The sequence below is a fragment of the Arcobacter sp. genome (assembly GCF_050300555.1).
GTDB lineage: Bacteria > Campylobacterota > Campylobacteria > Campylobacterales > Arcobacteraceae > Arcobacter.
On sequence record NZ_JBNKXY010000006.1, the window covers coordinates 124,829 to 139,364 of the forward strand.

A 14,536-nucleotide genomic window follows, 5' to 3' on the forward strand; every position below is an offset into this window, starting at 1 on the left:
AACGAAGTCGTTTTTACTTCTTGTTTTACTACATTCTCTTTTATATTTTCTGTTTTCTCTTTTTTCTCTTCTTTTACTTCTATCTTTGGATTTACTTCTTTTACATTTGCTTTTGTCTGTGAAGATAGTTTTTCTTTTGGATTTTCAATATCAGATTTAGCATCAGATAGCATTTTATCAAATAATGAACTTCCCTCTTTTTTAGGAGTATTTTGCGAAACTTTAGAATTACTTGAAATTTCTTTCGGGTTTGAGGGAACTAAAAGTTCTAATTCATTACTCATTATTTGTCCTTATATGGATCTCTATCTTAATATCTCTAATGTTTTTGAATCAATTGATTTATGTGTAGTAAAAGCAGAAACATTTGCCTCATAAGATCTCATAGCTTCAATTAAATCAACCATTTCAATTACTGGATTGATATTTGGATAAGCAACATAACCATCTTCATTTGCATCTGGATGGTCAGGCTCAAATTTCATAATAGGTTCTTCTTTAGATTCAACTATTTGCTTTATTCCAACACCACTTAAATTTTTATTAGGGAAAGGTGTTTCTTTATCTTGAATTGGACTTGCAGCTAGTTTTTCTTTCTCACTTAAAAGCATCTCTTGAAAAACTACATTTTGTTTTTTATATGGACCACCATCTGTAGAATGAGTAGTTTGAGCATTTGCAATATTTGCACTTACCACATTAATTCTAGTTCTTTGTGCACTCATTCCTGAACTTGCTATATTATATCCATCAAAAAAACCCATAATTAACTCCTATTAAACTTGCATTGCCATTATTTGTTTAAATGCACCCATTGCTTTATTTTTAACTTCTAGAGCAAGTTTTAAACTAAGTTCTGCTTCTTCTATCTTTTGTACAGCTTCTTGTAAGTTTTCAACTTTTCCAGTAGCAATATTCTCCATAGCTTGATATCCATCAACCTGAGTTTGATTTACTTCTTTTATTGCACTATTTAACATTGATGCAAAAGATTCACCTGTATTATCATTATTTTGATCAATCTTTTGAACACCATTTTTATTAAATACATTTGAAATGCCATTAATTCCTGAAATATCCATTTAATTCCTCTCTAACTAGCTGTTGAAGTGCTATTTTTATTATTTACATCAGTTGTTGTTAACTCACTTAAAAGTTCATCAATCTTCTGAGTATGGTATTTAAAATCTAGCTCAGCTTTTTTATTGTCAAGATTAAATAATAGTATTAATAATGACAACATTATATTTGATAAAGTTTTTAAAAAAATTGTAGCAAATATAATACCTAAGACCATTTCCATCGGCGTAAATAGATGAATATTAAATATGAAGAACAAAGATGTACCAAAAAAACCTAAAGCTACATAAAATCTAAAAATTCCACTAGCTATAACTGTTTTTGAAAATCTTTCTATTATCACATTTTATCCAGACTATTTATTTAAATTTTGTAGCAGTGAACTAACAATAAACTCCAATTCCTTTGTAACAGTTTGATTTTCAAACTCATTTACAAACAATTTTCTTAGTCTTCCCGTTGTAGAAATATTTTTAGAACTGCTTACATTACCTAGATATTTTATCATAAAATCACAATTTAATCTATTTTTAAGTGCAAGATTTTGTAATGAATTAGTTATAGTTTCGCCAATTTTATAGTTTTTTGTATGATTGAAGCACAACATAAGCGAATTTTTATCTTTGGAGAGCATTTTCATCAAAGCATAGACATCTGTCAAGGCACTAGGATCTGTTGTAGTAAGTGCCAAAATATTTGAAGAAATTGTCAAAAATTCTTTTACATATTCATTAAGTCCTGCACCTGTGTCAACTAAAACTATATCAAATTTTTCAATATCTATAATATCTTGTACAATTCTAGCCAATACTAAACTATTAGAATGTTTTGAATATTGATAACCACTTTTTCCAGCTATTAAAGTTATATTTGGATACTGCGTTTTTATAAATACATCTTCTAAATCTGATTTACCATCAATATAATCAAACATTGTAAGAGTGGGTTTTACATCAAATAAAACCTGCATATTTGCTAATCCAATATCAGCATCAATTACTCCTACTTTTAATCCAGCTTTTGCAAACAAATATGCAATATTTGCTGTAAAAGTTGACTTACCAACGCCACCTTTCCCTGATGTAATTGTTAAAAGCTTTGTCTTTGATGGGCTAACTCTATGTTTTCTATTTGTTAAATTAACTAATTTATTAGCTTGTGTTGAAATAGTATTAATCATCATTTACCTATTTAGGACAAGAGTGTTGCATAAAACATTTAATCAAAAATGATGAATCAGAAACAACTAAATCATCAGGAACATTTTGTCCTATAGAAATATATGTTATTGATTTTTTTGTTTTATGGGCAAATGAGATTAAATTACCAAAACTTTTTGTTTCATCTAATTTAGTAAAAGTTAAATAATCAATATTTAGTCTTGAATAATTTGTATAAATATCCATTAAATCACTTTGTTTAACATTTGCTGGGAGTACTAAGATTTTCTCAATTGGAAGTTCGTCAACCTTTTTTTGAAACTCATTTATTATCTCTATTTTATCAACATCATATTGACTTGAACCAGCTGTATCAATAAAAATATAATTACAATCTTTTAGTCTTAATAATGATTCAACCAAATCTTCAGGTTTTTTTACCACCTCTAAAGGCAGTCTCATAATATTTGTATATGCTTGTAACTGCTCAATGGCACCTACTCTAAAAGAATCTAATGTAACAACACCAACTTTATAGTTTTCTCCTAATTTATAAGCATATCTAGCTGCTAATTTTGCAATTGTTGTAGTTTTACCAACTCCTGTAGGTCCAACCATCATCATAATTTTTCTTTGATGTTTTCGAAGTGGTACCTCATTTTTAATAGGAATTATTCTTCTTAATATTAATTTAAAAAAGTCATTTATTTTTTGAGGATTAGACTTCATTCCAACAGGTAACTGTTTAATTGTTTTTTTCATGATTGTATATGTCATCTCTTGATCAAACTCATTTGACTCAAAAAGATTATATATATCAACAAATTCAGGAGGAATAGTTAAATCATAAAGTTGTGATTTAGGATCCCAGATTGATTTTTGGACTTGCTCAATGGCATCTTGCATTTTAAGAATTTCTTCTTTAAAATCATAAACTTTTGCAGAAAAATCACTATCTTTTAATTTACTATTTGTTGTTACTATTTTTTTTGTAAAATTTGATGTTTTTTTAGGTCTTTGAATATCTTGTTCTTCTTCTATTGCAACAACAACTTCATACATACTATTTTTACTTTTAGGATCAGAAATTTTTTTAGTTGATATTACAATTGCATCTTCTCCACACTCCTCTTGAGCTTTTCTTAGTGCTTTGGTAGGTGTTTCCCCCAAAAAAGACAACATATTCATCTATCTCTTCCATCTTTATAAATTTTTTCTATTTTTCCATTATCTCTTTTTATTTTTATATATTCATCATTTTCATACATTATTTTACCATTTGTTTCAATTTGAATTGAACCAAAGTTAAATATAACTTTATTTTGAGATTCTCTTTCTAACTCATCATGACAAATTATTTTGTCTTTTTGTAAATATTTTTTAGAATAATATTTCTCTTTTTTTAATTCTGCAATTGTAATAGGCTTACAATCCTCTGGGACTTTTTCTATTTGTGTAAGAAAAATATTTGATGGAGTTATAAGATTTTTATATGGAATATCAATTTTTGCTACAATAACATCAACTGAAAAAAGTTTTAATGCAAACAAAGAAAAAAAACAAAAAAAACTAAACTTTAATTTCAATTATATTTCCTCCGTTTTGATTGGTTAATTCATCAACAATATCTTTATACATTTGTTGAATAGGAAGAACAATTGATGCTAATTTTGCATTTAAAATATGCAATTCTGTCAACTCTTTTTCTAATAAATCTACATCTTCCCTATATATATTTATATCAATTCCTTCTTGCATTTTTTTAACTAATTCATTATTTAAATTTTGTCTTAAATCAATTATTTTATCCATACAATCTTGTTTTTGATCATTTCTATCTAAAAGCTTTTCATGCTTCGCTGCTTTAATATCTTCAATATCACTATTTATTAAATCTTTCATTTTGAAAACTAAAGAACTCATCTCATCTGTAATATTTTTTATCATTTTATTACCTAATTTAAACTATTATTTTTTACTCAAAAACTCATATAGCATATTACTTATACCCATTCCACCTGCAACATCACTTGAAACAGCATCAGTGTACATTCCTTTTATAATATCAGAACCAGCACCTTCACCTGCTAATGTAGAAGAACTTAAAGATATATCCATAATCTGCTTTAAAAAAAATGCTTCAAAATTATCACATACATCTTTTAATTTTTTATCATCTAAATTTTTAGTATCAACTTTGTCAAATTTTTTTTGGTTAAGCGTCGAAATATCAACATTATTAGCTAATTCTATCATTGTTCCAACCTATCAAAGAAATTCTCTTTTTCTAATATATTTTTTTGCTCTGTTGAAGAGACAAATCTAATTTCAACTCTTCTATTTTCAGCTGCATTTTCACTTTTTGGTCTATAAGAGCTATATGCAGATACTTTTAATTGTGCAGGATCTATTCTATTTTTAATTAACTCTTTCACAACAGATATTGATCTCAATGCTGAAATATCCCAACCATCTCTTGGTATAGTGTCACTTGAAAAATTGCTTCTATCAGTATAACCAATTATTTCTATATCAAAAGTTTGAGGCATGGTTCTAATTACCCTTGCTATTTTAGAAATAAATCTTTTGGCTGATTTATTATTTAATTCATATTCACCTTCATCAAACATTAATGAAGAAGGAACATCTAATGTAAACTCATTATTCCCTTCTGTAATTTGAACTTGCTCACTTTGTGTTGAAGTTTGTTCATTTACTTCATCAGCAATTTGAGTCATCTCTTCTACAGCTGATTGTGTATCTTGTGCATTTGCATCGCCATCATTACTAGCATCTTTAGATGTATTTGTTGCTTCATCTCTTTTTACAGTATCTTGAGTTTGATCTAAGAAACCCATTGCTTTTCTCATAATTTCAAAATACTCTTCAACTTTCTTCTTATCCATAACTGCCATAGATAATAAAAGAATAAAGAATGTAAGTAAAAGTGACATCAAATCACCAAATTGTACTAGCCAACCTGGTAAACATTTAGGACAATCAGGACATTTTTTATCAGCCATTTTTATACTTTATCATTGAGGAGCTTCAACTAACATTGCATTTAGTTTCATTTTGATATTACCAATTGATTCTTCTGCAGAAATCATTGCAGTACCACTTATAATAACTTCACATGCAGTCACTTCTGTCTTATGCTTTTGAGCAAGTTTTGACTCAATTAAACCTGCCATAAGTGTACCTGTAAGTGCACCATACATTGTTGTAAGTAATGCAACAGCCATTGCAGGTCCAACAGCAGCAGGGTCAGAAAGATTAGCAAGCATAGCAACAAGCCCTACTAGTGTACCAATCATCCCCATAGCACCTGCTGTTCCCCCCATATTTCCAAAAACACTTATTAAAGAAGTATGTCTTTTATCCATATGTTCTAATTTTAATTCTAACAAAGGTACCAATACATCAGGTTTTGTTCCATCAACTAGAAGTTGAAATGCCTCTTTAAAAAAAGCATTATTTTCAGCTAGAACCTTTTGCTCAATTTGCATAACACCATGCTTTTTTATCTCTGTAGCATAAAAAATTATTTTCTCAATTAGTTCAGGTAATGGCTCAATTTTAGATTCATTTAATGCTACTTTAAAACCTGCAGTAATTCTTTTCAATTCTGATGGCTGAAATTGACCAGCTGTTACAGCTATTGTTCCTCCAAATACAATAAAAATTGAAGGAATATCTATATAAGGTCCAAAACCAACTCCACCTAACATAATTGCAAGGGCAACTAGTACCCATCCACCAACTAAGCCCCCAAGAGTACTTTTATCCATTTGCTATCCTAATCCTATTTGACTTAATCTTGATGAATCATTACCAATATTTTTAATTTTTAAACCAAATTTTCCCTCAACAATAACAGCTTCACCTTCACCAATTTTAATACCATTAACTAAAATATCTAAAGGCTCATTTACCATTTGTTCTAACTCTATAATTTCACCAATATCCCATTTTAAAATATCTTTTAATAAAAATAATTTTGTTCCAAGCCTAACACTTAGTTTTAATTTTATATCAAAAAGAAGTTTTAAATTTTTAGATGACTCTTCAGATAATAATGAGTCAATACCACTAGTAGATGGTATCGAAGAAAAATTTTGACCTACATCATTTTGCAAATTTGTATCACTTATATTAGAATTATTTTCAACAGCTTCATTCCCAGTTATTCCAGATAAAAAAGGAAGCATAATATCATCAAAACCAATAATCACTTCCGAAATAGAATTATCTAAATTTAGTTTAAAAGAGTAGGTATTTTCATTATTTTCTCTTTCACTACACTCAACTATCTTTGAACCAAGAATAACATGCTTTAGACCAGAAATATCAGGAAAACCTTGTGCATTTGTAGAAGTAGATATACTTCCACAAATGTTAGATACAATTTCATTAACTGCATCTGTTATTTCATCATCAATATGCTCTTTTAAGTCACCTGTTCCACCAAGCATTAAATACTCAAACTTTGCAGCACTTGATGTTGGAATAAAAAAATTCCAATTTGATACAATATCTTTGAATTCAAATTTTACATCAATCTCTACACATTGAGAAGAATCAACCTTCGAAAAATCAGCTACTTCAACACTCTCACATTTAGTTGGTTGAGAAAGTAATTGTTCTAAAGTGTTTGATAATTCATCTTTTAATATATTTGATAAATCAGATGCCAAAACTAAACCTTAATTATTTTTTATTTAAATCTTCTATTAACTCATTTAAATGAGCTTTTACCTTCATCATATCTTCTGTTGGATATTTAAATTCTGCATCACCTCTTGTAACTTTTACAAAAAAGTCTTTGCTCTCTTTGTTATATCCAAACTTTACATTGTCTAAGACAACTTCATTAATAGAGTTTGTTTGCTCATTAGGTTTTACGTTTTTATACTTTTCATCGGGTACAATTCTATCTTTTTCATCTACCTCTTGTACCTTTTTGATTTTAATTTCATGATTTGCTTTTGCAACATCGATTTCAGGTATTCTACCAATTTCCATAGCTTCTCCTTTATCAATTTATTTTAAATGATTATATCTAAAAAAATTTAAATTAAGAAATTTTGAATTAAATTACTTAAAAATTAGAGTGCTTCTAGTAATTTTTCAAATCCCTCTAATTTAAAATCTATCATATCATCTAAATAAGGTTTTAATAAAAACTGCTTTGCACTACTTATTTTTAACTCTTGGATTAATTGAACTCCCGTTAAAAAATCTGCTCCACTATCATTTAATAACCCTTTTATTAGTGAAATCTGAACTGAGGCTTCATTATAATTTCCATCATCTAAATAACAAGCAACTGTTAAATACATTGTATATTTATCTTCAAGTTTATATTCACTTTGTAGAGTTTCAAGTAGTTTAAGAGCTTTTTTAGGATAACCATCATGTAAAAGCTTTAAAGCCTTTGTTCTTAAATAAGTAGGTGTAATATTACTCTCCATACTAAAATCAGCTTTATTAAATAAACCTAAAGCTTTTAATAAATCAACATAATATTGCGTAATTAATATTGAACCATCTAAAAAGTTATTATTTATTTTTAAAGGAACTGTATCTTGAAGTCTTGAAAAATATGAAAAATCATTTTCATTTTCCCTTTTTATTACTTTTTTTATTAAGAATGTTAAGGGTTCTTTAAAATTATCTTTTATAAGTGGCTCATCTATTGTTGCTTCGCCAGCTTCAAACTTTGGCAAAAAGTTTAATGCCTTATAAAAAATAGTTTTTGAATAGTGTTTAGGTTCAGTAGAGACTCCAATATTTTCATTAATAATCAAATTATATATTTTTTGCCCAAAATATTGGTACATACCTTTTTTAAGTTTTACATTAGTATCTAAGTAATCTTTATCTTTAAGAGTAGTATTTGATCTAATTGCAGTAATTAATGTCATAACAGAATATAGCTTATTTCCAGGATTTAATTTTGTTGCTTGTTCAAAATATTTTAGAGCATTATAAAAATCATCTATTTGAGCATAAGATAAACCTAAATTATAGTATATATAAGATTTTGTATCTTTATTTAGCATTTTTTTAAGTTCAGTAACTTTTTTAATTGGATCTTTTTTAATCAATTCTAAAAACTTAGCATTGTATGTAATCATATCATCTAAATTTTCTAAACTTTGTTCATCTTTAAAAATAAAACCTTTAGTAGAGTCATAAATTATCTCTTCATTATCAGAAAAAATATAAGGGGCGTAATAATATATATAATCAATTTTTCTATTTAAATCAAATTTTGTTACAAAATTAAAATACTCTTTAGGTGAATATTTATCTTTATTAAAAAACATTTTTAATTCTAACTCTTTATTTGCTTCAAATGAAGATCTTCTATTTTGTATAATAGTTAAATTTTCATCTAATTTTTTAAGATTATTTGATTTTAAATTACTAAAAATCATAAACCATAAAATTTTATCTTTCATTTTTAAATTGACACTATCTTCATAAGCTTTTGAAAGTAATAAATCAGCCTTTTCATAATTTCTTAGTTTTATAAAAAGAAGTGCTTTTTTTAAATCAGAAGCATAATCCATTGATTCTAAAAGTTTTAATGACATTTCATAATCTTTTAATATGATATAAGTATCAGCAACCAATCTTTTCCCATGCTCTGACAAATCTTTTCTAGTTTTAGCTATTTCAATAATTTTCTTTAAAAATTTTTTATTATCAGAAATTAAGTATAAATAGTAACATGCTGACATATAAGAGTATGTATTTTTTGTCATTGCTTCTTCATGATTATATATTCTTTCTAAATATATTTTTGCATTATGAACTGAGTTTAATTTGTAATATGCGATTCCTATATTCAAATAAGATGGTATTTGTAAGAATTTTGATGTCTTTTTTAAAATATCTATTGCTTTTAGGTATTCACCCTTTTCTAAAAGTAAAACCGCTTCATTAAATTGAATTTGTTGAGATAAATTTTTTTGATTTTTTGTTAACTCATTATATTTGAAAATTATTTCTGGTTGAGATTCAACTTTAGAAACATCTTCTGCAAATAGAAAAGTTTTTGAAAAAAGAATTAATAAAAAAAAGAAAAACTTTTTTTTTAATATAAACAATTTAATGACATTCTCCTATTAAATCATAGTATTAACTTGAGCATAAAGCTCTTCAGACCTTTTTTTAAGTTTGTCAATTTGGTGTCTTAACTCATTGTTTTGTAATTTAACATCTCGTAAATCATTTCTTGCAACTGAAAGATTATTTTCAGTACTTTTAATTGCTTCATCTTGAGCTATAACCTGTTTATTATATCTATCCATCAATTGTGTATATTTATTTTTCTCTTCTTCTAATATATTCTTTTCTTCATTAACTTTTACATATAAAGACCTATAAACATTAGTTGTAGAAAAATAGTATAAAAACATAATCATTAAAAATAGAATCAATAAAAAATTTTCCAAAATTATCCTCTTTAAAAAAATAGATAGAAAAATCTATCTATTTTATTTATTATCGTTTTAAACCAATTAGTGTTGTTAATAATTGATCAGACGTAGTAATTGACTTAGCATTTGCCTCAAAAGCTCTTTGAAATACCATTAAATTAACTAAACTTTCACTTAAATCAGCTGTACTTAATTCTAAAGTTTTAGACTCAATTGTAGCAGTTCTATCATTATTAATATTGTAAGTTGGCTCACCACTTTGAGTAGTTTTTGCTAAAAGGTTATTACCTTTTGGCTCCAATCCTCTTTCATTATTAAATAATGCTATTGCAACTTGTCCTATTGCAAACTCTGCACCATCTTGCTTCATAGTAATTAAGCCTGCTGCATTTACAGAAAACTCCCCAAAGGCGGAGTCGGATATACCCAAGGTGTCAAGCCTTAGTTGTAAAGAATCTTGTGAAGAGGTTTGGTCAAGTGTTGTTTTTATCTCTAAAAACTCGGCACCTGCACCTTTCCTACCTGATGCAGTTGCATTTTTATCAATACCTCCAGCTACTTTACTAATAGATAAAGTAGTAGGATATGTAACTCCTGCACCTGAAGTTTGCTGAATAATTAATTCACCATTTACTACAAGTGCAGTATATGGCATAGAAACAGTTACACCACTTGCATTAGTTGCTGTATTTTTAGAAAATATATCATTTATTTTTCCCGCAAGTGTATCTAAATCTCTAGGAGAAGAAATTGTACCACCTGTTGTTGTAATAGCACTTAATACTGTACCATCAGATAAAGTAATTGAAGGAACTGTTATAGTAAAATTAGTTTGTCCATTTGCTAAAAGTGCAGCTGTACCATCAAAAGTATATGAACCTGCACTTCCCGTTGCTGTATATGTTTGTGCATTTGCAAATAACTCTGAACTAAATTCCACATCATACTCTTTTGCTTCAATAACAAGGTTTCCATTGATATTTTTTGCAGTAAAATATTTATTAAAATTATCAACAGAAATATTTGTACTTCCTGTCGCATTAGTAGTAAGATTAGTTATTATCGTATCTATATCAGTAGTTGGGTTAATTGTAATTGCCGAACCAAAGTTAATTGTTCTCTGTAAATCTTTATCATAAACACTAAAATCAAAAGTGTATGAATCTGCACCATTTAAATTTAATTCTTCAATTGTAAATACATCCCTTTGATTACCAGTAATTGCCATTGCTAAAGCATCCCTAGCACTTTCTAATCCACCAAGACCAATACCAACTTGAGCAATAGTTGCACTTGTTGTTTCATTTACAGAACCATAAACAACTGTTGTCCCAGAAACCTCTGCAACTTCAGTTATTTTAAATTCCTGACCTGGAATCATTGACTGAATTTGAATCATACCCAATAATACATCTGCATCTTTTGTAGATTTAGTAAAAGTATCAAAAGATTCAAATGAGTTTATTGCACTTCCTGTTTCAGTATTTCCTGTTATATCTTTATCTGTTACAGTATATGCAACCATACCTGTAATAGAAGAAATTTGATCAGCTAAAGCTTTGTATGTTGCAATTTGACTTGCTTGTACATCAGTTAAAGTTGTAACTCCATCATCTGCTAATCTTGATGGTTGAGAAATATAGTTTTGAGAATATTTTTTACCATCAATATAAACATATATTTGGTCACCCTCTTTAGTTAAATCTGTACCAATAAAATTTATTTGAGAAATTTGAGCTTGTGCACTTTGTGAAGTTCCATCAGGATTATCTTGATATGCAGATAAGGCATCAGAATAATTTGCAACTAAAGCTTTTACATCATTAATTTTTGAAGCTTGATTTTTTAGTCCATAACCTGAATAAACATCTTTCACATCACTTTTTGATGTTTGTTCATAATTTGTTGCTTTTGCAGTATAAGTTTCAACCGATTGAGAAAGACTTACAATTTTAGATGTTAAAAGTTCTGTATATGCACTTGTAAAAACATTTATATTTGGATTTGTTGATAATATATCATCAGAAGTAAGAGTATTCATAGCCCAGCCCTGAACTTCATTTCCAGCGGCATCTTGTAAAGTACCATTATCTCCCATTCTGAAGTTTCCAGCTCTTGTATAAAATGTTTCACTAGTTCCTGTTGAACTTTTACTTGAAACTGCAAAAAAACCATGCCCTGATAATGCCATATCATAATCAACACCAGTAGTTTTTAAATTACCTTGAACATAAAGTTTTTCTGCATCTAATACTTTTGCACCTTTTCCTATTTTGTCTTGATACATTTGGTCAGCAAAAGAGATTCTTGATGACTTATAACCTATTGTATTAACATTTGCAATATTATGAGACTCATTGTCTAAAGCTTTTTGTTGTGCTGCTAGACCAGAAATCCCTGTCCATAGTGCTCCAATCATGACTTATCCTTTTTTTAGATAAAATTATAAACATTTATGTTTATTAATCAATACTTTTATAAGTACTAATTAATAAACATCTTATGATGTTTTAAGTGCTATTGCTGTTTTTAAAAATTCATCTGAAGTAGTAATTGATTTAGAATTTGCTTCAAAAGCCCTTTGTGCAATTAAAAGTTTTTGTAAACCTGTAGATACACTTATATTACTTACTTCAACACTATTAGATACGACTTCATTTAAAGTATCAGCATTTTTAGCTTCTCCTGAAGCTTTAGTTGCAGAATACAAATTACTACCTTCTGCTTTTAATGACTGTTCATCTGGGAAATATGCAGTTGAAACTCTACCTGCTATATAAGTATTAGTTCCTTGTGTTAATAATAAAATTCCATCATCACTAACGCTAAGTGAAGTATCATTATATGAAGCAAGTCCAATATTTGTCAATTTTAAATTAATACTTTCCAATGACAAAGTTGCTTGATTTGGAGCAGGAATTCCATTTTGTATATCTAAAAATTCTGCATTTGCTAATTGAACTGCACTGTTTAGTGCATCCCTTGCCGATTCAACCATTGCTAAACCTGAACCTTCTACTGCATCAATTACTTCAATAATTGGAGCACTTGAATTTATAACAGGTGAAGATATTTTTGTATTATTTCCTGGTATTAAATTATCAATTGTTAAAGTGCCAGTTGCTGAATCAAAAGATGATGTAAATCCTTGTAAATCAGAAATTTTATCTGCAAATTTATTCATAGTTGTTAATGCATCTGTATCAAAATATTGTCTTACTAAGTTAGTTCCTAAATATAACTCAACAAAATCATTTGAATTTGTTAATTCATTATTATAATTCGAATATGTTAAATTAGTTTGTTGAAAAGTTGAAGCGACAGAAACTTCATTTGGATTTGACTCTAAAAGTTTTAATTTTTCATTATAATTAGTCTTTAATGCTTCCACATCTGATATAACAGAAGTAGCAGATTTATAATTTTGTCCTGAAATACCAACATCAGTAGCTGTTTTTGTATAATCCGTAGCTTTTGCATTAATTGATACAGTTCTATCTTCTTGTGTAATTATTGATGAAGCTAAATGCTTCGTATAAGTATCACCAAAAGCTACTGTATCATTAGAAGAAGTTGTTGAAATAATTTGAGTTTGTAAGCCCATTACGGTAAAACCTTCATTATTTATAAGTGTTCCATCACTTGATTCTTGAAAATTACCAGCTCTTGTATAGTATGATTCATTAGTTTCAGGATCTGTTACAATAAAAAAACCTTTTCCTTGAATAGCGAAATCATAGGCATTACTTGTATCTTTTATACCACCTTGATGAAAACTTTTCTGAATAATTTCATTTGCTACACCTTTTCCGTAACTACCATTTTTATACATCATATCTTCAAAAGAAATTTGATCTTCTTTGTGACCTATATTATTAACATTGGCAATATTATTTGATGCAACATTTACAGCACTAGATGATGCAAATATTCCAGATAATCCATTGTATAAGCCACTAATCACTTTTTTTCCTTAATAGATTTTAGTTATATTGTCATATTTTATTTGTGACATATCTTCAGAAAGTAAAAGTTTTCCATTTTCTTTGTCATATCCAATTACTTCATAACCTGTAGCAACAACCTCACCATCAAGTGACTCAACAGAGGTTATTTGAAAACTTTTTAAATTTCCATCTTGTCCATATGAACCATTTTCAACAATTCTTCCTATTACGTCTGTTGCACTAGCTAATGCCATTTGAGCAAAAGAGTTTTGTAAAGATTTCATTGCTTCAATTGTTGATAAGTTTGTTTGAATACTTGACATCTGCATTTGAGAGTCTAACATACTTGCAGAATCCATCGGTTTAGTTGGATCTTGAAGTTTTAACTCTTCAAGCATTAACTTAAGAAAATCTTCATTAGTCAGTCCATCATTACTTATAGTTTTAGTGTATGTTTGACCATTTGCTGTTGTTGTAGTATTTACACTTACATTATCTACTGACGCCATAATTTTCTCCTATAACATATTTTCTTCAAAGAAATATCGTACAACATTATCTGAATCCATTGAATCTTGTACTCTTACTGCCAATTTTTCATCAATAACAATGATATCACCAGTACCAATAATTCTTGAGTTAACATAAATATCACCTCCAGCACCTGCTGGTTTATCAAGTGATAATATGTCTCCTTCACCCAAATCCAAAAACTCTTTTATAGTTATATTTGCACTTCCAAGCATTACATCTACAGTTATTTGTGTATCAACTAATAAATCATATACTCTGTCATTAATTTCCATAATTAAGTCTCTTTTTTGATATTTTATAGGAAATTATAACACAATGATTTATAGTAATATTTATAAAAAATGTTAAAAAAAGTCTTATTTTA

At 27.9% G+C, this 14,536-nt stretch carries 19 protein-coding genes; all 19 read right to left on the minus strand.

Features of this window, described 5'->3' with window-relative positions:
- Positions 1–284 (minus strand): hypothetical protein (locus ACQY5W_RS06285; protein WP_428024101.1); only part of this gene is annotated, 284 nt, incomplete at its 3' end.
- Positions 285–305: 21 nt separating this feature from the next.
- Positions 306–764: a flagellar basal body rod protein FlgC gene (gene flgC / locus ACQY5W_RS06290; RefSeq protein WP_428024102.1), complete on the minus strand. Its 459-nt coding sequence runs from the start codon at positions 762–764 to the stop codon at positions 306–308.
- Positions 765–776: 12 nt separating this feature from the next.
- Complete coding sequence (gene fliE, locus ACQY5W_RS06295; RefSeq protein ID WP_428024103.1) at positions 777–1,082, minus strand: flagellar hook-basal body complex protein FliE; 306 nt, start codon at positions 1,080–1,082, stop codon at positions 777–779.
- 11 nt (positions 1,083–1,093) lie between these two features.
- Positions 1,094–1,423 carry a hypothetical protein gene (locus ACQY5W_RS06300; protein ID WP_428024104.1) on the minus strand — a complete coding sequence of 110 codons (330 nt, stop codon included), beginning with the start codon at positions 1,421–1,423 and terminating at the stop codon, positions 1,094–1,096.
- A gap of 12 nt (positions 1,424–1,435) precedes the next feature.
- Positions 1,436–2,260 carry an AAA family ATPase gene (locus ACQY5W_RS06305; RefSeq protein ID WP_428024105.1) on the minus strand — a complete coding sequence of 275 codons (825 nt, stop codon included), beginning with the start codon at positions 2,258–2,260 and terminating at the stop codon, positions 1,436–1,438.
- 7 nt (positions 2,261–2,267) lie between these two features.
- Complete coding sequence (gene flhF / locus ACQY5W_RS06310; protein WP_428024106.1) at positions 2,268–3,428, minus strand: flagellar biosynthesis protein FlhF; 1,161 nt, start codon at positions 3,426–3,428, stop codon at positions 2,268–2,270.
- Positions 3,425–3,826: a hypothetical protein gene (locus ACQY5W_RS06315; RefSeq protein ID WP_428024107.1), complete on the minus strand. Its 402-nt coding sequence runs from the start codon at positions 3,824–3,826 to the stop codon at positions 3,425–3,427. The genes flhF and ACQY5W_RS06315 overlap by 4 nt, the downstream gene beginning before the upstream one ends.
- A complete protein-coding gene (locus ACQY5W_RS06320) occupies positions 3,810–4,187 on the minus strand; it encodes a hypothetical protein (RefSeq protein WP_428024108.1) in 378 nt (125 codons plus the stop codon). The genes ACQY5W_RS06315 and ACQY5W_RS06320 overlap by 17 nt, the downstream gene beginning before the upstream one ends.
- Before the next feature lie 21 nt (positions 4,188–4,208).
- Complete coding sequence (locus ACQY5W_RS06325; RefSeq protein WP_428024109.1) at positions 4,209–4,496, minus strand: rod-binding protein; 288 nt, start codon at positions 4,494–4,496, stop codon at positions 4,209–4,211.
- Positions 4,493–5,263, minus strand: a complete 771-nt coding sequence (locus ACQY5W_RS06330) for a flagellar motor protein MotB (protein ID WP_428024110.1) — start codon at positions 5,261–5,263, stop codon at positions 4,493–4,495. Before ACQY5W_RS06330 ends, ACQY5W_RS06325 begins: the two co-directional genes overlap by 4 nt.
- 12 nt (positions 5,264–5,275) lie before the next feature.
- The gene (locus tag ACQY5W_RS06335; RefSeq protein WP_428024111.1) at positions 5,276–6,031 is read right to left on the minus strand and encodes a motility protein A; all 756 of its coding nucleotides are present in this window, start codon (positions 6,029–6,031) and stop codon (positions 5,276–5,278) included.
- A 3-nt stretch (positions 6,032–6,034) separates the two neighbouring features.
- Positions 6,035–6,937: a FliM/FliN family flagellar motor switch protein gene (locus ACQY5W_RS06340; protein WP_428024112.1), complete on the minus strand. Its 903-nt coding sequence runs from the start codon at positions 6,935–6,937 to the stop codon at positions 6,035–6,037.
- Between the two features lie 13 nt (positions 6,938–6,950).
- On the minus strand, positions 6,951–7,265 hold the full coding sequence (locus ACQY5W_RS06345) for a flagellin (RefSeq protein ID WP_428024113.1): 315 nt from the start codon (positions 7,263–7,265) through the stop codon (positions 6,951–6,953).
- An 83-nt stretch (positions 7,266–7,348) separates the two neighbouring features.
- The gene (locus ACQY5W_RS06350; RefSeq protein WP_428024114.1) at positions 7,349–9,358 is read right to left on the minus strand and encodes a tetratricopeptide repeat protein; all 2,010 of its coding nucleotides are present in this window, start codon (positions 9,356–9,358) and stop codon (positions 7,349–7,351) included.
- Between the two features lie 18 nt (positions 9,359–9,376).
- A complete protein-coding gene (locus tag ACQY5W_RS06355) occupies positions 9,377–9,706 on the minus strand; it encodes a hypothetical protein (RefSeq protein WP_428024115.1) in 330 nt (109 codons plus the stop codon).
- Between the two features lie 49 nt (positions 9,707–9,755).
- Positions 9,756–12,110: a flagellar hook-basal body complex protein gene (locus ACQY5W_RS06360; RefSeq protein ID WP_428024116.1), complete on the minus strand. Its 2,355-nt coding sequence runs from the start codon at positions 12,108–12,110 to the stop codon at positions 9,756–9,758.
- 81 nt (positions 12,111–12,191) lie between these two features.
- The gene (locus ACQY5W_RS06365; RefSeq protein ID WP_428024117.1) at positions 12,192–13,655 is read right to left on the minus strand and encodes a flagellar hook-basal body complex protein; all 1,464 of its coding nucleotides are present in this window, start codon (positions 13,653–13,655) and stop codon (positions 12,192–12,194) included.
- Positions 13,656–13,664: 9 nt separating this feature from the next.
- Positions 13,665–14,147 carry a flagellar hook capping FlgD N-terminal domain-containing protein gene (locus ACQY5W_RS06370; protein ID WP_428024118.1) on the minus strand — a complete coding sequence of 161 codons (483 nt, stop codon included), beginning with the start codon at positions 14,145–14,147 and terminating at the stop codon, positions 13,665–13,667.
- A gap of 9 nt (positions 14,148–14,156) precedes the next feature.
- On the minus strand, positions 14,157–14,444 hold the full coding sequence (locus ACQY5W_RS06375; RefSeq protein ID WP_428024119.1) for a FliM/FliN family flagellar motor switch protein: 288 nt from the start codon (positions 14,442–14,444) through the stop codon (positions 14,157–14,159).
- Positions 14,445–14,536 lie beyond the last annotated feature (92 nt).